Origin of the sequence: Paenibacillus sp. FSL L8-0638 (assembly GCF_038593075.1) — a bacterium.
Classification (GTDB): domain Bacteria; phylum Bacillota; class Bacilli; order Paenibacillales; family Paenibacillaceae; genus Paenibacillus; species Paenibacillus polymyxa_D.
This window is the reverse complement of record NZ_CP151960.1, coordinates 4,212,072-4,230,475: the sequence shown is the minus strand read 5'-3', so window position 1 is coordinate 4,230,475 and position 18,404 is coordinate 4,212,072. Positions and strand designations below refer to the sequence as shown.

General features: G+C 41.0%; 15 protein-coding genes and 3 pseudogenes. 7 read left to right on the top strand and 11 right to left on the bottom strand.

Translation table 11 applies throughout. The features are described 5' to 3' along the window. Window positions 1-1,517 precede the first annotated feature (1,517 nt). The 6 genes and pseudogenes from MKY35_RS18885 to MKY35_RS18860 all read right to left on the bottom strand — a co-directional run. Window positions 1,518-1,793 (bottom strand): annotated as a pseudogene (locus tag MKY35_RS18885) (contractile injection system protein, VgrG/Pvc8 family); the annotation flags it as partial. Between the two features lie 261 nt (window positions 1,794-2,054). Beyond that, on the bottom strand, window positions 2,055-2,510 hold the full coding sequence (locus MKY35_RS18880) for a DUF4280 domain-containing protein (RefSeq protein ID WP_069012524.1): 456 nt from the start codon (window positions 2,508-2,510) through the stop codon (window positions 2,055-2,057). A gap of 31 nt (window positions 2,511-2,541) precedes the next feature. Next, entirely contained in the window at window positions 2,542-3,171 is a 630-nt protein-coding gene (locus MKY35_RS18875) for a hypothetical protein (protein ID WP_342444531.1), read from the bottom strand. Window positions 3,172-3,183: 12 nt separating this feature from the next. Further along, window positions 3,184-3,696, bottom strand: a complete 513-nt coding sequence (locus MKY35_RS18870; protein WP_029515572.1) for a DUF1629 domain-containing protein — start codon at window positions 3,694-3,696, stop codon at window positions 3,184-3,186. A 12-nt stretch (window positions 3,697-3,708) separates the two neighbouring features. Further along, window positions 3,709-4,812, bottom strand: coding sequence for a pentapeptide repeat-containing protein (locus MKY35_RS18865; protein WP_342444530.1), 1,104 nt, complete (start codon window positions 4,810-4,812; stop codon window positions 3,709-3,711). Between the two features lie 20 nt (window positions 4,813-4,832). After that, window positions 4,833-6,335 (bottom strand): hypothetical protein, encoded by a 1,503-nt coding sequence (locus MKY35_RS18860; protein WP_342444529.1) that lies wholly within the window; start codon window positions 6,333-6,335, stop codon window positions 4,833-4,835. A 278-nt stretch (window positions 6,336-6,613) separates the two neighbouring features. On the opposite strand from MKY35_RS18860, the gene MKY35_RS18855 reads away from it, so the two are divergent. The 4 genes from MKY35_RS18855 (at window position 6,614) to MKY35_RS18840 (ending at window position 10,319) form a co-directional block, all read left to right on the top strand. Further along, entirely contained in the window at window positions 6,614-7,576 is a 963-nt protein-coding gene (locus MKY35_RS18855) for a YafY family protein (RefSeq protein ID WP_342444528.1), read from the top strand. A gap of 109 nt (window positions 7,577-7,685) precedes the next feature. Beyond that, a complete protein-coding gene (locus MKY35_RS18850; protein WP_342444527.1) occupies window positions 7,686-8,312 on the top strand; it encodes a type 1 glutamine amidotransferase family protein in 627 nt (208 codons plus the stop codon). A gap of 51 nt (window positions 8,313-8,363) precedes the next feature. Continuing rightward, complete coding sequence (locus tag MKY35_RS18845) at window positions 8,364-8,888, top strand: VOC family protein (RefSeq protein WP_342444526.1); 525 nt, start codon at window positions 8,364-8,366, stop codon at window positions 8,886-8,888. Between the two features lie 306 nt (window positions 8,889-9,194). Further along, window positions 9,195-10,319 carry a serine hydrolase gene (locus tag MKY35_RS18840; protein ID WP_342444525.1) on the top strand — a complete coding sequence of 375 codons (1,125 nt, stop codon included), beginning with the start codon at window positions 9,195-9,197 and terminating at the stop codon, window positions 10,317-10,319. Between the two features lie 354 nt (window positions 10,320-10,673). Here the strand turns inward: MKY35_RS18840 and MKY35_RS18835 are convergent, their stop codons facing one another. From MKY35_RS18835 to MKY35_RS18820, 4 genes and pseudogenes are all read right to left on the bottom strand, one after another. Next, window positions 10,674-11,033, bottom strand: a complete 360-nt coding sequence (locus MKY35_RS18835) for a putative zinc-binding protein (protein WP_013311396.1) — start codon at window positions 11,031-11,033, stop codon at window positions 10,674-10,676. 188 nt (window positions 11,034-11,221) lie between these two features. Further along, complete coding sequence (locus tag MKY35_RS18830) at window positions 11,222-11,686, bottom strand: Imm30 family immunity protein (RefSeq protein ID WP_342444524.1); 465 nt, start codon at window positions 11,684-11,686, stop codon at window positions 11,222-11,224. A 472-nt stretch (window positions 11,687-12,158) separates the two neighbouring features. Then, window positions 12,159-12,854, bottom strand: a complete 696-nt coding sequence (locus tag MKY35_RS18825) for an Imm3 family immunity protein (protein WP_342444523.1) — start codon at window positions 12,852-12,854, stop codon at window positions 12,159-12,161. A gap of 20 nt (window positions 12,855-12,874) precedes the next feature. Continuing rightward, window positions 12,875-15,975 (bottom strand): annotated as a pseudogene (locus tag MKY35_RS18820) (deaminase domain-containing protein). A gap of 425 nt (window positions 15,976-16,400) precedes the next feature. On the opposite strand from MKY35_RS18820, the gene MKY35_RS18815 reads away from it, so the two are divergent. The 3 genes from MKY35_RS18815 (at window position 16,401) to MKY35_RS18805 (ending at window position 17,851) form a co-directional block, all read left to right on the top strand. After that, window positions 16,401-16,919: a GNAT family protein gene (locus tag MKY35_RS18815; RefSeq protein WP_342444522.1), complete on the top strand. Its 519-nt coding sequence runs from the start codon at window positions 16,401-16,403 to the stop codon at window positions 16,917-16,919. 444 nt (window positions 16,920-17,363) lie between these two features. Continuing rightward, the gene (locus MKY35_RS18810; protein WP_039275222.1) at window positions 17,364-17,630 is read left to right on the top strand and encodes a hypothetical protein; all 267 of its coding nucleotides are present in this window, start codon (window positions 17,364-17,366) and stop codon (window positions 17,628-17,630) included. 53 nt (window positions 17,631-17,683) lie between these two features. Then, entirely contained in the window at window positions 17,684-17,851 is a 168-nt protein-coding gene (locus MKY35_RS18805; protein ID WP_342444521.1) for a hypothetical protein, read from the top strand. A 170-nt stretch (window positions 17,852-18,021) separates the two neighbouring features. Here the strand turns inward: MKY35_RS18805 and MKY35_RS18800 are convergent. Beyond that, window positions 18,022-18,273, bottom strand: a pseudogene (locus MKY35_RS18800) (phenolic acid decarboxylase); the annotation flags it as partial. Window positions 18,274-18,404: the final 131 nt, after the last annotated feature.

Sequence of the window (18,404 nt, the reverse complement as noted above, 5' to 3'; positions counted from 1 at the left end):
AACTTTGTGCCGCCTTTAAGAACTGTATAAATGTCTGCTGCACGTTCCGCAGCTTTTATACTATCATATCCTGCATCGTAACTTTCCTGTTTGGTATCGGTATAGGGGTTGGGGAAGAAGTTATCCAATTTTTTTACGATAGGTTCTGTGATGCCGTCCCATACAAAGTTAGCATCTTTTTTTACTTCATTTCCAACGTCTTTAAATCCCTGTCCTACACTGGACGAATTTTTAATAACTTCCACATACTTGGTACCTTTCTCAACGCCCAATTCTATACCATGCTGAATACCTTCGAAGGTTTCATTACGTCTCAAGATTCCTTCTGGCAAGATAAAACGAAAAGCAAGAGGAACTGTTACAAGATCCGCAATATCGACAAACGAATTCCACATTCCTTTTGCAAACTCCCAACCCGCATCCCATTCTCCTTTGAGGGTGGCGCCTACGTTTTCCTTGGCGCGTGCTCCCATTACGCCTTGGATTCCCTTTTCAGCGACTTGCTTCTCAAAGTCAGACAAAATCGGTTCTGGGTAGTATTGATGGAGGGAAGCTTGAAGTTGAATCTCAGAACTCACGCTGTTGACTTCCTGCTCCAAATCCAGTGTATCGGTTGTTGTATTCAAGTGTAAGCCGTTGGTTCCTTGCAGCAGGATGCTACCTGCCGAAAGACTAAGACTGCCTGTGGCTTGAATTTGTATACGTTGGGTGCTGTTCAGGCTGACACCGTTATGGGTATTCATGGAAATGTACAGTGACCCTTCCTGCGCACTCATCGACAGTTCAGAGTTCCCTAAGGAAATTTCTTTTCCCTGTGGATTCGCAAAGGATTTGACCCCTGGATCGGCTGTTTTACGCTGGTGGCGTTCTGCAGGCGATTCGACCATGGCGCCTTGAGCTGTGTGAGATGAAGGGACAGCAACGCTGGATGGTTTTGTTCGAACCGATTGTATGACCATCGCATCGTCTTCGTCTGCACTTGGAAAATACAGCTTCACCTGCGCACCTTTTTCCGGCATTAGATACCACACCTGATTCCCTTCAGCAGAATAGGGGAACCATTGAGCATCCTTGGGATTCTGCTGATCGTCTATATCCAAATGCAGCCGAACCTGATTCCGGCTGACATCTAGTATTTTTCCTTCAATAGCCGCGCCAATGATGGTACGATTATAGATTTTAGGGACCTTCAAGCCTTGTGACAATGCGCATTCATACGACCAGGTCATTAAACCGCGAATCAACTGTCCTTCACGTTTGGTGATGACGTAGGTTTCGTGATTGCGCTCCACTTCATCTCCCAGTTGCAGCATTTGATCCCACTCAAAGGTATACCGAGTGTAGTCTGCAATATGGGCAGATCTCCAGCCGTTTGCCTCCTGATCCAGATAGGGAGCAATCTTGCGTTGTAGCGTAAAAGGAACCTCTTTCAATTGAATATGCTGTCTGGCTTGCGGAATACCGATCCAAATTTGCGCATGGTGTGAAACGATATTTGGGACGAGAAGGGCTCCCACATGTGAAGCCAGCCGTTTTAAAAAAGTCCAATCTGTCTCCTGATACTGCATGATGAATTGACCTGTTGCTTTTTTCCCAAAAGCTTCATCAATCTTATCTGAGCCTTTGTAATCGGCCAGCACCGCATCTACAATCTCCACATACTTTTGATTGATGTGTTGAAAGGAGCGGTTTTTGAGCTGCGTATCCAGTTTGAAACTATGAGAAATGACGTCGAGAGTCACCACGACCTCTTGATGCAAGTGTTGAACATCTATGCAGTACAGTTGTCCCATGAATAAGGGATGCTTCTGGTCTTTAGCAATGGAATACCAAAGTTCGACTTTGTCGTCGCTGCTTGCTTTGGTAATGATTGTGTGTGCTTGATCGGCTTCTAGACTACCCGTGATCACCAGTCTAGCATGTTCTCCCAGCTCGTGACTCATATGAACGTTATTAAGACGCAGCTTGCCATAGGGCCAAGTGACATGTAAGTGCTGATAGGTAAAGCGGTCTTTCGCTACGATGTTCATCCTTAATCTCCTTGCCTGTTAAAATCAGCCATCTTGTCCGTCATCTGTAATGGAGATAATGCCTCCACCACCCGATCCCGTGCTGTCTGCACCAAAAAAGGAGGATATCGCCTCTTGTACACCTTGGCAGCTACACATTAAGGTCGAATTGTTGAGTAGGGCGGGTGCCCCCTCAACCAATACGTCTTCTTTCCCACCTGTCCACTTGGACCCAAACGCAATCTCCGGTTCACAGGGAAGACCTTGCTTCAATTTACACAGACCAAAAGCATTGATTTTGCTAATATTGGCTCCACAGATGGCATCGTCTACGTTCAGAACAGGCTTATCTTTAATGAAGACACCGTGGCTGTACATCATATTGAGCACACCAGGATCTGTACCTTGACTGCACTGTAACTTGGCTCCTCTCACCACATAAGAATGTTCTCCGCTGAGTGCACCTTGAGCCAGAGCTTTAATAAGTAAAGGTAAAAACATATAAGTACCTCCTTGAATAAAAGGTATAGAATCAAGAAAGCTCCGACCATGTTGCGGTGTGCAGCATGGCATAGGTTAACGGAACCCAGAGGGGAGCATCCTCCAGCTTAAATTGGCAACTTCCGATCACAGCCTTGCCATGCCAGGAACGAACAAAGACAATCTGATAATAGGGAAAGGGGGAAACTAGAAAAATAGCTTCATAGCAGCCAATGATGGTATCTTGAATAGAAAGGGCCTTTTTATCTACGAGCTTCATACTTGGTTGAGCACAACTCGTTTGCTCAATCATTTGTTGTTGATAGATTTCTATTTGCGAAGGGTCCAGTTCTTGCCCACTTTGGTGCAGACCGAACAGGATTCCGTCCAGCTTGTCCTGAACGACGAAGCTTTTTGACGGATCTACTGTCTGTCCCGCCCGAACTTCTGGAATAAGAGAGTCAGGTAGGGAAATGGTGAGTTGATTTTCAAAGACAGGAAGGGTTTGAAAACGGATTTCCTGTTGATCCGATAGGGTTAGCGAGCCTTTTGAAATTCCCTCCATCGCTTCTTCAATAGTTAGCATCATCCAGCTTTCATCGTTTTCCGCTGTACTTAATTGCTCTTTCAATATTTGTTGGTGATGCAGTTTCAAAAAAAATTCATCCCAATGCTCCGTCAAGGTTGAACCTCCTCATAAGAGTTCTAACTTTTGTAGCCGAAAACCACTCAAACTCCGCCGCAGTAAGCTTTCAGCAGCCTCCAAGCTAACAATGAAATAAGGTTCCCTCACGTTAGACAGTCGAAAAAAATGGTGTCCATTCACCTTTTGACTATCCAGCACAAGTCGTTTTAAGGTTTGGTCGTGCGCATAAAATTCAGTCTGTTCTGAAATGCCATCCACAGAGGGAACGGATGAAATCCAATATAATTCTTGACGGCTAGGTTCCCGGTTCACGATATACACCTGTTTAAAACGAGCTTGTGTATTGTATAGTTCTAGAATCCGTTTCATAGAATCGGAAAATAGCGGTTGTGAGGGTGAAAACGGTAGCCAGTCCGTGTACTCGGCATCTTCTGTCGCATGAACATCTAAAACCTGAGCCGGAGGCATGCCAACAAATGGCGTTTTAAAAAGGTCTAAATTCATCGGTTTAATGTTTCGGGAAATACGATGATCATCGACCAGCACATAATAATGGCGCATACACATTCCTCCTTATTCCGTCCACACAATAGATTGAAGCTGTGCTTCGCTTAGTTTCCAATGCTGTTGGTACTTTCGTGGGACAAGAGTTCCTTGCATCGAAGCCCCCTCAAAATATGCATGTTCAAACGAATGTACATCCGTAAAATCGGCCCCATCCAGGTTGGCATGTTCAAAACGAAGTCCACATAGCCCTGGCACCCGAACTCCATGTTCCCGATACGGCTGTCCGCTGGCACTATTGAAGTTAGCACCTCTCAAATCGCTATATCTAAAATCCGTATCGGTCAGTAGACATCCCCCAAAGCTGCCTCCTTCCAGATTCGCTCGTTGCCAGATGCTTCCGATCAATATGCAGCTGAGAAACTGGCTTCCCCGTAAGTCACTGTGGCTAAAATCGTTATAGCGCAAATCCTTTTGCATCAGGTGAAGGTGGGGAAGAGAAAGCCGCTTTAGGTTTTCGTAAACATAGGGTTCTTCTTCACTGGAATGTATCAATTGCTCTTTCACATGATCTGCAAGAAGTGCTTCCTGATCTTCGACATATAGATTCTCGCTGATATCCTTGTACTCGCCCGTTCGGATAGCTAAACGATCAGCTTTATAAATGGCGAGATACTCAGGCATTTGAACCACTTCTGCCATCCCTAAGCGCAGGAGGGAGTTCACAAACTGGTGAAAAAAAGGAGCGGATTCCAACATCAGTCGTTCAACGTCCACTGAAGTGATCGTCCCCATATATATTTTTCGTTCCTGCTCCAAGGTTTCCAACATGGTATTCATTGCTGCGTAAGCCCATGATGCGTCATAGGTTAACTTGCAATCGGAATCATCTTCGTACCATTCAGCAGAGTAAGCCTCGACCATATACAGGTAGGATTGCTCCAGCATCTGAGTGCGCAAGAACGAGTAGTGAATATATCCAATGGGTTGTTTTTGACCTTGTTGCTGCATGCTCAGAATGTGTATACACAAATCCCTGAACGATTCTTTGAAGTCGAAGATCAGTTGAGCTTGGCAGCGCTGAAACTTGGCTTCCAGCATATCCAACTGAATGTCCAGCAAAGGTGTAAAATGATGCTCTTTAAAATGGTGTAACGCCGCTTGTTTATCCATCTGCTAGTTCTCACCTTCCGTTAGTTCATCTTAATTTCCGTGCCGGAGAAGGTGGTTTTGTCATCCAGCGTAATCGTGTTGCCTCTACCAGACAGCTCAATTTTTCCGGCGGAAAGCTGGATGTTACCGGAACTCATAACAATATCTGAAGCCGCACTAATGCTCACATTTTTTCCGCTTACAATATCAATGCCTGTTTTATCGTTAATGACAATAGACATGCCATTCCCGGAAATAACGATTTGATCCGGAGCGAGCATGATTTCTTTGCCGTATTTGGTTCGCAGCGTCTTAATGGCAGGGTCAGCCATTCGATCTGGGGCAGGAGCTGCTGCGGACAAGGCTGAAGAAGACTTTGATCCGGCAGACAAAGCAGAAGCTGTGGCATGTCCAGAAGTCGCAGAAGATTTTCCCGCGGAAGGCTGCGGTTCTCTTTTAACTGAGCTAATCGCGTACCCTTCTTCTTCCTTATAACTAGGGAAATAGATACGGATACTATCCCCGTCCTCAGGCATACAATACCAGCCCGTGTTATCCGCAGATGCATAAATGGTAGAGTAGGGAAACCAGTAATCCGTGTTCGGGTCTTGCTGATCGTCCATATCGAGCTGGGCGCGTACTTTGTCCCGACGAACGCTCAGTACCTTGCCATGAATGGAAGCGCCGATAATGGAGCGATTGTAGTCTTTAATTGGACGTAAGCCGCTTCGTGGTGACAGCTTGGCGGTATGGGTCAGCACCCCGTCTTTCATCTCTGTTAGCACCTCAGCTACGATCAGCTTATGACCTTGAAAGGTCACTTCGTAGCCAGGTTCCAGTAATTTCTCCGTCTCGACCTCATATTGGATAAAATCAGCATCACGTACGCCAGGGATATGGTTCTCTGAGGCGGTTTGAAAATCCGCAACCCGTTTGGTGACTTTATAATTGGTAGATTGTATTTCTCCTTTGCTGAGTCCCATAGGCAGGCCAAAATAAAACTTGGGAACCCCATAGCCCACCGCAGGAATGAGCGGAGAGTAGAAGTGGGAGGCCATTCGTTTCAGAAATTGCCAATCGGTTTCATCATATTGCATGATAAAGGTACCGATGGGCTTCTTATGGGACACAACATCCATGGCTTCGGCTTTGGAATAGCCCGATACAATACTTTCGATTAGACCCGTATAGGTAAGTTTAGGATTCTGGAAAGAGCGCTGATGGCGCTTAATATCTAACTCGTAGGTATGAGATATGGCTTCGACGGTTAGGTAATGGACCCCGTGAACGACTTTTTCCTCCACATCCAAGGCAATGCCTCGAAAAAGGGGCTGTCGATTGCCATTTTTGTCTGTAACAAAAGCTTTGACCTGGGTTTCCTCATCCGAAGCACGCACATACAGCTCGCGCTTTTTCTCCGAGATGATACCTGTACAGATCATTCGGGCATGATCATTGACTGTTTTTAGGATTTTAAGTTCATGAAGGCGTACAAATTCGTAAGGCATGATTTCGATATGACCGTACGTCACGGTGTTTTCCATAGATGTCTCCTTCTATAGTTGTTTTTGGTAAATGTTATTATGAGATTCTCAGCTAGATATGTTGTTAATGATAAATCCAGCATATGTATTTATCGGTTAAAAGAGAGAGTTAGTTTACAGAATGCCCCATTCGTTGTGGTATTTACTATGTGTATTATTGGAAGCAGGAGATATCGGAGGGGAGTTGTGAGTAGAAAAAAGCATATAATAGGTGGTAAGAAGAGTACAAAGAGTTATTTATAAAGATTGAGTTTTAATGAGAGAGGAGGGTTCATGTTATGCCAAAAAACGATAATATGCTGGCCATTCTATGGATGCTGAATTCGGGTGTGAAAATGACTGCAAAACAAATATCCGAAAAGTTAGAAATGAATATAAGGACAGTTTATCGGTATATTGATGCTTTATGTGCCAGTGGAGTGCCTATAATATCCGACACGGGCCATAATGGCGGGTATAGCTTGCTGAATAATTTTATTAGAGCACCTTTACTATTTAATATGGAGGAGAAAAAGGCACTCCTTCATGCTGCTGTTTTTGCAAAAGAAGCTGGATACCCTTTGAGTGAGGCATTAAGCAGTGCGACGTCAAAATTGAAAATGTATTCGAATCAAGAGCAGGAAAGTATACTTAGCCGTCATTTAGCCGGATTTGAAGTGATAAATCGCATGGGAGAACCTTCTCTTCAGCCGATATTGGCAGAATTGGAGCAGGCTGTAGCCAACGAATTTTCTGTAGAAATGGATTATCGCACAAGCCATGAAGAACAACCCAAGAATAGGGTGATAGACCCCTATGGAATGGTTTACTGGAACAGTAAATGGTATACTGTTGCTTTTTGTCACCTACGGAATGAGATCCGTAGCTTTCGGGCAGATCGGATTCTACAAATCAAGCGTACTCCAATCCTATTTAAGCGTCCTGAGGCTTTTTCGGCTCGTGAATTTTTTATGCAAAATCTGTTGCCTGATTTAGTAGGCAAAGACGGTTTAATTTCTTTAATGATCGAAGGCAGGTCAGAGGCATTGGAAGACTTATGTCTGCATTGGTTTTTGGGGCATCATCTGAAAGAGCGCACATCCAATCAAGCCATCTTTTTGCTTGAGGAAAAATCACTTCATACATATGTCCCTTATTTGCTCCTAACCTACGGGAAATCCATTCAAGTCATCGAACCACAGAGTTTGAAGAAAAAGCTTGTCGCTGTTGCGTCGGAGTTAATGGAATATTATCAGCGTTAAAAGCTTCACTGACAGCAGATGTCAGTGAAGCTTTTTTATAATGAGGATAATCACGGATTACCGAGGGTTGGTATCACTTGATAAATTATAAAATAAGGAGAACCTGTGAATGAATAGTACGGTATATCTGTATGTGTTTGACACTATGGCAGACTGGGAGATTGGTTACTTAACTGCCGAACTGAACTCGGGGAGATATTATAAAAAGGGGCTGGCCCCATCCAAAATAGTTATCATGGGAATGGAAAAGACTCCTGTCACTACCATGGGCGGATTGACAATCCTGCCTGACATCAAACTGGATGAGTGCAGCATTGAAAGCACAGATACATTGATTTTACCCGGTGGAGATACATGGACAGAAACCATTCATCAACCGATTTTAAAAATCGCTGAGAGGTGTTTAGAGGAAGGGATATGGGTTGCGGCGATTTGTGGTGCTACCATGGGACTTGCCCAGGCAGGATTGCTGAATTCACGTTGGCATACAAGCAATGATCTGGAATACCTCAAAATGATCTGTCCCACCTACACGGGCGAAAAGTATTACAAAATGGAGTCTGCTGTAACCGATGGAAAACTAATCACTGCATCGGGAACGGCTCCGTTGGAATTCTCCGTACACGTCTTGAAAGCTCTGGGTGTGTTTTCTTCTAAGACATTAGAAGCCTGGTATAGTTTAAATAAGACTCGTGCATCCAAATATTACTATGAGTTGATGAATTCAATCCAATGAAGGTATAAGCATAAAACTGAACTATTACGATCATTTAAAGGAGGAGTCAAAATGACTGAAAGCAGAGAATATACGGGAGTGTCAGGTAAATATACAAAGAAGGGGATACCCAACGGCTTTACATCTATTACCCCTTTTATTACAGTGAAGAATCCTTCGGAAGCAATAGAGTTTTATACAACTGTTTTCAATGCAAGAGTTAAGGATATTACTGAATTTCCTAATGAGAATGGCAATAAAATTATTGTTCATGCTGAATTAGATTTTGGAAATGGTTTTTTGCAATTGGGAGTAGCGAATCCGACATATCAATTGGTCTTGCCGCCAGATGGAGACAATGCGTGTTATTCTTTTGGTATTTACGTTATAAATGTTGATCAGGTCATTGAAAATGCGATAGCAAGAGGAGCAAAAGTAAGGGAACCAGTTGCAAACTTTGTATCAGGTGATCGATTCGGAAGTATACTGGATCCTTGTGGAGTAAGATGGTCTATTATGACCAGGATCGAGGATTTGTCAGAAGAAGAAAGTAGTCGTAGGGTTGCTGAATGGGCCAAAAGCTTTAGTGAAGAATAAAGGCAATCACTTTTTAAAAGTATTAAGAGTGACGGTCTGCTGAAATGATGTTAAGGAAAGATTGAAGATAGAATGCATTGGTAATTTGTTCTTCAATGAGGTTCTAGTTGATAATGACTCTATTGCACAAATTTGTACAGGGATACCGTATCTTTGGTGGGCGGTTCCCTTTATAATATTTTCAAAAAATGGGTATAGGTGGTTATTTGTATGATTATATAGCTTCTAAAAGAAAAGTGATTCCCGTGGGGAACTGTGACGACTTATGTGAACTTCAGTCTAAGCGTGTCCATTAAGGAGCAAAGTATGAAAATAATTTTATTAATAGTAGCTATAATTTTAATATTTGTGTTCATAGGTATCCTGTTTTTGTTCATTGCGAAGCGCCAAAATAATAATAAAACAGAAATGGATGTTCTAAGTTTTTTGAAGGAGAATCCGAGTAAAGCATCTTTGTATATGATCAAAAATGGTGTGGAGAAAATCAGCTATAACTCAGAAGTTAAAATGCCTCTTGCCAGCACGGCCAAAGTGATCATTGCTATCGAATTTGCTCGCCAAGTTGTGGCGAAAATATTAGACGAGCAGGAACTTGTTCCTTTAGAGGAATTAAATAAATTTTATATCCCTGGTTCCGATGGTAACGCTCATCATAACTGGATCAAATCCATTCGCGCAAACCATAAAGAGGTTCAAGGGAAAATTACGTTATGGGATATTACTCACGGTATGTTAGCATATAGTTCCAATGCCAATACAGAATTTCTGATGGCGAAAATGGGTTTGGATAAGATAAATGAGAATATTATCAAACTCTCACTTTCTTCCCATGATAAAATCTTTCCTTTTTCATCTGCGGGATTCATGTCTCCTTATATCCAAGAGACCGAAAACATAGGCTTTAAAGAGTCGATACAAAAGATAAGTGAGATGAGCTACGAGGAATATATGAAAAAATCTATTGAAATTCATCAGATTTTAAATCGTGATCAGGGAATAGAATGTATTCAGAAATGGAACACCAGGCAGAATTATGTACGAAAGCTTCAAGTGCTGGAATCGCGCAAGCTTCCTCGTTCAACGACTAAAGAATATGCTTACCTCATGAAGCTTATACACAAGGAGGAGTTGGTTCCTTCTACTATAAATCCATATCTAAAAATGCTAATTCAGCGACAAGTAGATAACTCCAAGTTAATAGAGTTTGGAAACAAAGGTGGATCTACCATTTCTGTTCTAACAGAGGCTTTATATTGTACGGATCGGGAAGGAAATGACATTCAACTAGCCATGTTTATTCAAGATGATTCTGGGGTGGATCATATATGGCTCAAGCAGAAGCTGGATTTGTTTTTTTACAAATTATTAACGGATACTGCATTTCAGGAAGAGGTAAGAAGCAAATTATCATATGATAAGGAAAGAAATTGAATGTTTTTTATTTTGTAAAAATGCTGCTGATTCCGCTTATACTTTACTGTATCATGGCTTACTTTCCATTTAAAACCGTATTTCGTGTCTCTTTATGGTTTATTAGCGATATATCAAGTATTTATTTGTATTTTATTTAGTATTTCATACCTTACATCCACTCCTTTAGAACGACGGTTTGAGAATTTGTGTACCAGGTATTTTAAATTGTGAGACAAATTCATTTAAACATTCGATAATTATTTTCCTTATTAAAAAGATGTTTTCTTGTACAAAAATAATACTGGTGGCCCTTAAAGATGTGTTAGGAGCCACCAGTAAAAATTCGATACACACTTTTATTTTGATTAAGAATTATTGTCCAATTTGTTCTAAGATTTGTGTGTAAGCATTCCTATAATGATCGGGGTTAGGATCTTCTCCTATTATCTTGGGTACGTCAAAGTCAGACAGCAGGAAATGGTGTTTGGGTTGAACTTCATGCCTTGCTAAGCAACTCTTGCAACAGGACAAGGGACAGCCGTCAATTGCAATGATGTCACGTCCCGATTTTGCTGTTCTGACAAGTGGTTTGACATCACCACCAACACCAGCGATGCAGGACATTTCGGCGACTTTTTCTCGATCCATTTGTATAGCGATCATGTTAGCGGTTTGTGCTGCGGAGGAACATCCAGAACAAGAATAGACAAGAGGTAAATCAGTTCTTTTCATCTTTGTACACTTCCTTGTTTTTTCTTTGTGATCCATCACGGTATCTTTGGTTTTAGCTGAAATAAAATTTAAATTATTTATATTTTAACTTAAATTTACAGTCTAAACCGTGATCGTGATCACGACATTATTTTGAAAAATCTATTATAGGGCTAACTGCGTGTGTAAAATCAGCTAGATCCCCATTTTCAACTTATTTTTTCTAATAGAGAATTAACCTTATCTAAATATAAATCTGGATCATCATTCTTAATCACCATTAAAATTTCTTTAATTGTCTGTTTAGTTGAATTTTCTAGTTTCTCCAAAGCTTTACCGTAAGAAATTACTAATTCTTTTGAATTTAAAAGTGTCCGATGGATTCTCTCTGCCCAAAATTCTGCATGGGGCAACATTTTGGAAGTGCCCAAAGCCAATTTGTATAAGCCCTCTTCTAAATCATTACGTTTTGCAATATAAAATATAGTTTCAATAAGATAATCATTAGCTGACGGCTCAGCAACTTCATCTTCGAAGATTGTACAAAGATCGAGAATTATATCATTCGTTCCTTCAAGGGACATTTCATTCAGTATATTCTCAAATACCTCTATATTGTCCCCCTCGTTTTCCATAAAACGCATTTTATATAGTAAATTAATTTTCTCATTCATATTCTCTTCCTCACTATTTAACACTACGCTACTAAAGCCTTCTATTGTGTTCAGTAGTAATATATTTTTGAAACCTTCCTTTAGTCGCTTTAAGTGTTTGTTAAGATATTTTGTGTCTAGCTTGTTGAACTATACGATCTTGCTTTTAAAATGTAAACCTAAACAATCTTTAGGATAATGCGATCAATAGGTTTGAATAGATTCATTTTGGTGAATAGATGCTCATCTATTGATGAACATGAATCTTGTTGTTCGCTGGCGTAGTGCTTCCTTAAACCAATCTGGTCAATTTGATTTCCCCTCTGTGGTTTGAGTGTGTATGTTAACTCTGATAGAGAGGGTGAATCTTTGCTTTGGTATAGGAAAAAGCTCATCCCTACTTATAGTTTCAAGTTGGAATAAGCTTTGGAAAATTTCGTTTAGTTTATGGGTAATTTTGTAGTAGCTTAACAGTAGAGTTATAAAACTATTATTAGGAAAATTGTCTTAATACGTTTTTAATTCTCTTTTCTAATTCCAGTCTTTCTTTTTCTAACAATTGTTCTTCAAAAATATCTGATATGTTAAACTGCTGTAATTCTTGTTTAATTAGCTGTAGCCCATCGATCTTTGATAGTCCTTGGTCTAATATGTTTTCAGCAAGTGTTGTGTACACAATTATTTTTTCACTTAATGTATTTTTACAATCACGTTCAAATCGCTGAAATACACTAGAAATAACTTCATCCGCCAAGACATTTTCTTCGTTAACTTGTTTAAAGAAAACATTAACTTCATTTGTCAATTCATCGTAATACCAACATACTCTCGGATAATAGTCTAATATCTTATTTTCCAACTCGTGTAATACAAAATTCTTACGATTAAATAAGTCACTGTATTGCTCAAAGGTTAATTTTTGTTCTTGCTCAATTAAATTAAAATCTAGTTCAGACAATCTTTTGCTTAAATTGTTTTTAACGGTATACAAAACTCTTGGAAGAGTTAATAATATTTCCCCGTAAACGACATTAATTAAAGCTTTGTCTGTTTCACTTCTATTCATCAATCCTTCAAAATCATAGAATGTTCTTGCAATTGCTTCTTTACTACTCATCATTTCTTCATTTTTATAATCTTGGTAATTCTCAAGGATACTATCAATTAACTCATCATAACTCCAAGCCATTTTTGAACCACCTTATTCAATTATTTAGGGTTAATAGTCACACCACCATTATGGATAACCTCAATTCTAACGTTAGGATATTCTTTGTCAAATTGTTGGATGATTTCATTACAGCTTCCACATGTATCTTTTTCAGTGAAGAGTTTGATATTTCCTGATGCATTGTGATTATCACCTAATTGATCTGCTACATCATTTAAAATTTTATATTCTGTATCCCCATCTCTCATATATATATTTCCTTCTGCATCTGGAGCTTCGGTTGCCTTGAATTTTGGATTGTCGGGTTTGAAAGAGAACTCTTCAGTTCCAGGTATCTTTTTAGCAGAGCTATGAATTTTACTATGGGCATAAAAGTCTTGCTTCTCAACTCCTGATACCTTCACTTCTGCATAAGCGAAATTACCTGTTTCTTTGTATTTGTTGGACAATCGACCTCTGGCCTTCGCAACCTCATCAATAACATGTTGATCCATTACAGAATCGATTCGACTAGTTGGAAATCTGTTTACCGTTCCCTGAGCAGCCTCGCCTGGCTTCTCAGCTTTATTAGGTTTTGAATTTGAAGGGCGGGGTGACTCTGTTTTTTCATTTATGATTTTAGGACCTGGATGAACAGGTTCTTTGACTGGTGAATTTAGTATAGTTTTCGGCTTGAGAAATGAACCGACTCCCTCAAGGAACCCTGCTACACTAATGATATTAGACAAATGGTCTGGTGACAAAGGATCTTCAGGTGTCACAGCTCCACGTATAGCCTCTGTTATTCCAAATGTAGCAAAATTGATAGCGTCACTACCAGAGTTACCTTGATTACGTGCGCGCTCCATGTAGGCTTGATACAATCCTTTAGGTATACCAAATGACCAATAATCTAAAAATTCACCAATGGAGTTTCCTGCATTTTGATACCTTTCGTTATTAGCCTGCTCTATGCCTTTGTATAATTCAACTAGGCTGTTTGCTGCTTTTTCAGATGCATGTGCCTGCTCCATGGCTATTTGACTTTTTATCATCGCACTACTACCCGTATAACCCAGGTAACGATCCCACCAAGACTTAGGCTTCTCAACTTGTTGTTTAGGCTGCTGTTGTGCCATGCGGCTGTCGTAATTGGCTCTCCAGCGTTTTCTTACTTCTTCCGGAACCTGCTGATACGCATGAACCATGGCATTCGATTCTTTAAGTAGGTTCTGTACCAGTTCCAATGTGCTGCCGGAATGAGCTATATGACGTGCGCTCGTATACACTTTTCCTAGAATCCACTTGTTATAATAGGCTTGTTTAGCTTTCTCATGCTCGTGTATACTAATCAACCCTTGCATGGCCAAACCAGCCAAGTATTTTATTGGGTGAACTTCGCTCCCCTTGCTACTGCCTCCAATTGTAGGAGTTCCCTTGCTCCGAACGGGGATCATTGCGGTTGCTTTCAGAATGACACCCGTTACAGGCCCACCTAAAGCTCCCGCAACAACGCCAGCCACTTTTCCCATCACAGGAATGGAGCCTAATAGCTTGGACACCGTACCCATCAAGGCATTCGCCTGTTGAAGCTCTGCTGGACTGGTGACTTTTGCTTTAGGGGTGGAGGCTTGGCTGCTAGATGAATCCTTGGCTGCTGACTGGGCTGCTTCATAGGCTTTGATGCTCATGAGTGGCGGCTCAGGCACAGGAGGGAGGTCAGCCACGAAAACAGGAGCTTTCACCGTACCTTCCTGATAAATCACTGGAGCTTTGGTATCCGTCTCACCATCCAGTACCATGCTGCTGGCTCCGCCTTTTAGATACAGCGCCGTTCCAGCTTCCAGTGAAAGTTCCTCGCTAGCATCGAGTTTCACGTGACCACCCTGAATCTGCACATTCCCCGGACTGTCGATCGTAATGCCGCTACTTTCATGCAGTGTAATGGAAAATTCATCGGAAGTGGATAGGGTCAGATCATGCTCAGACATTTCTACGCCGCTACCATGCACATGTTGCCATACCTTCACATTTGGCTGTCCATTTGCGTACGTTGTTGTCGTAGCGAGTCCGTGACATAGGCATCCTGTTCGCGGTGGGTAGGCAGATACAATTCCACCAGTTCCCCGATCTCAGGCATATCGTACCAGCCACTATGTTCTTCCGCGACATAACGAGTGGCTACGGGAAACCAGCACGCTTTAGCAGGATCTTGCTTCGGGTCAATGTCCAGTTGAAGCTGTACAAAATCCTTCTGTACCTTGAGCACTGTTCCTGTCAGTGAAATTCCGGTGGCCTGATTGTTTTCATACCGGGCATAGCGGATATCCTGTTCGGCTTGAAGATCGTAACGGGTACGCAGTAAGCCATCTGCTAAGGTTGTCACTGCCCGAACCACGACCAGTTCTTTTCCTTGCCCGATAGGTAACGTGATAAGGTCGCCCAGCGCATAGTATTGCAGACTTTCAATCATATAGGTGACATACGAGCCAGCCCGTTCGCCTGGCTTTTTCCCATCCAGCTCATGAAACGTTTTTCGTACTCGATAAAATACATCTCGCTCCACCTTATGCTGCTTGCCTTCTGGCATCCCGAAGAAAACCTTGGGTGAGGCTGCGGTTACCTCTGGCACGAGTACGGAACCAAAGCGAGAAGCGAGGCGTTTTAAAAACGCCCAATCCGTTTCCTCATATTGTAAAACAAATGTCTCTAGTTTGGCATAGTTGCTTACCGTATCAATGGCATCTCCGTATTGATATTTTGGAACCAGTGCAGTGACCAGATCATCATAGGTGCGGTGAATATCTTGATAGGAGCGTCTTTTACGTTTAATATCCATCTGGTATGAATGGGAAGCGGCCTCCAGTTCAAATGTATACACGCCTCGCACACAGTGTACGGACATACGTGTAACAATTCCATGGAACAGCCTTCTCAGCGATTGTCCCTGATCATTCAACTGACGAATCACTATCGGCTCTTGCTCCATATTTTGATCAATACAAGCCGCTCCCTGTTCTTCGGAGAGCATCCCACTGATATGTAAAAAGGCATGATCATTAATGGCGCGTGTTATTTGAAGTTGTTCGATGTGTAATGGCTGAAAGGGACCATAAAAGCGTAGGCTTTCATATCCGATCCCATCTGATAATACGCTCAAGTGAGTTCATGTCTCCTTTCTAGATGCGATGGGTATTTCTAAGTAAAGCACGTCTTCTTGAAATTGCTTTTGATTAAAGAAGCCGCAGATGAGTATAACAGTGAGTCAATATAAATATGTATAACAAGGTTTGTACGCTAAAAAGGGACGAGAGGCGATATTTAATAAACAACCCAACATATGTATTTATAGGTTAAAAGAGAGATTTAGTTTACAGAATGACCCATCGGTTGGGGGATTTGCTATGTGTATTTTTGGAAGCAGTTGATACGGGAGGGAAGTGTAACATGAGTTAATATGGAAATATAGTGATACGCCACATGGTTTGCCATTATGATGCATTTTCGTGTTGGCAAATCAGTTACCTAAAACCTAAATGGTAGCCTGTCCAAACGATCTAAATTTAAAAATAATGGAGTGATAGAATGATAAGAGGACTTGTACTTTTAACTGGTGGGAATATTGAAGATTACTTACCAGACTTATATGAGTGGAGTCATACTGAAACCGAAAAAGAGCAACATACTTGCCGACCCATAATCGAACTTCCTCCATATAACAATTATAAAGAGAATGTACTGAAAAGGCTTGCAAATGGGCAATTAATATATATCTTGGTTGATAAAAGTAACAGTAATAAGCGGATAGGAAAGATACAGCTTTTTGACTATAATTCTCGAAATAAAAGTGCAGAGATCGGATACTATGTGCCTCTAAAACATAGAAAACAAGGATATGCGAATGTATTGCTAGAGCTATTTATAGATACCATTTTTGAACGTAAGGATTTGGAGTTGAACAAAATTTATGCAACGGTTGCAGCATGTAATCAAGCTTCTATAAAATTATTGAAAAATTCCATTTTAAGCTGGAGGGAACTTATCGAGAGCATTATTGGTTTAGTGATGGTTCGATATGCGATCAATATCATTATTCTTTGCTAAAAAGAGAGCATGCTAGCTTAGCTGAAAAAGAAATAGAAGAAAATTGAACTATTATTTTTAAAATGGAACGAGTTAATTTCAAGTAAATCCGTTCCATCCTCTCGACACACGTTGAGGCCGTAGTAAAGCTATGTCGAGTCGATATATAGAGGTGCTTAATTGTAGCTTCCTATGTCCTTTACGACTGGGGAAAAGTTTATAGAAATAAGGTATGGCACAACAAAATAAATGTTTCGATTTTTTTTGGATTTAAAGGGGTTGGACACATCCGATGTATTTAACTGAAAATGTGAGTATTCAAGAGAGCGTCCTTAGTTTGGTGTTCTTTTCTTTGTACGCTACCTGTAAGAATTCCTCAAGCAATAAGGTTATTCCCTTCTGTGACGTGCAATCAACTTGCTGTGGTAACTTTAAATAAATACGGATGCAGGGAAGGTGAACACCTTGGATAAATTTAAAGATCTGGAGAAATTGATTAAACTTACAGGAGATCGCGCCAAGTTGGATGCGAAAGCGAACGATACCTATATTGTATATAAAACGCCGGATGGCCAAATTATAAAAGAATACAACAATGGAGACATTGTTCCTGTTGCGGATACGGATGTTCTCATGCATAAACATATACCAATGATGTATGTATTTGCGGGGAATAATGGAAGCGGTAAAAGTGCGATTCAGAACCTGGTTGTTGACCCGACTGGGAATTAGCGTAAATATTGATCCTGATGCCTTGCCCAGAGGAATCGAAGAGACTTTCTGAGATGGATATTGTGAACAGACCTGAATTCTCGGAATGGGAGGATAAGCATCATTACAAGCAAGCATTGGAGAATGAAGCTTTGTACTGGCAGGGCATGAAGGACGGAGCACAGTTTGTATATGTTGTATTAGAGATGATGCTTCATGATAAAAAAGAGAAAGAAGAATAGCCAATGGAGATTAGATGGTTATAGAGAATATTAAAAAAGATGCTGGGCACCTACCAACCTGGTCATACCCCTGTCAAGTAGACAGGGTATGACCAGATTGGTAGGTGTTTTAATTTGTCTTACGTTATGGGACACAGGCTCAGGCTTTTTAGTTCAATTCGTTTGATTGACTATGCTTGCAACTTACCCGCACGAATATCATCTGTCATGCCCGCGTAAGGTGCTTGGGCAATCAACTTCTCGTTGTTCACACCTGCATTTTCAATGAAAGTAATATATGCGAATTCAGGAACTACATGCTTCGGATAAGTCTCATACTTTTCACGCGATTCTTCCATCAGAGGGATGAAATCATTTTGATAGCGTACTTTAATCTCTGGATGCACATGCACCCATTTCGGAAAGAAAATAATACCATGCATGGTCAATGAAATGGCTGGATGGGTTCAGTATCGGAGAAGCTTCGCCGAAAGAATCATAAACTTTAAGTCGGTATAAGTCGATTAAATAATTAAGGGCTTATATATACACAAATTTCTATATTAGAACATAC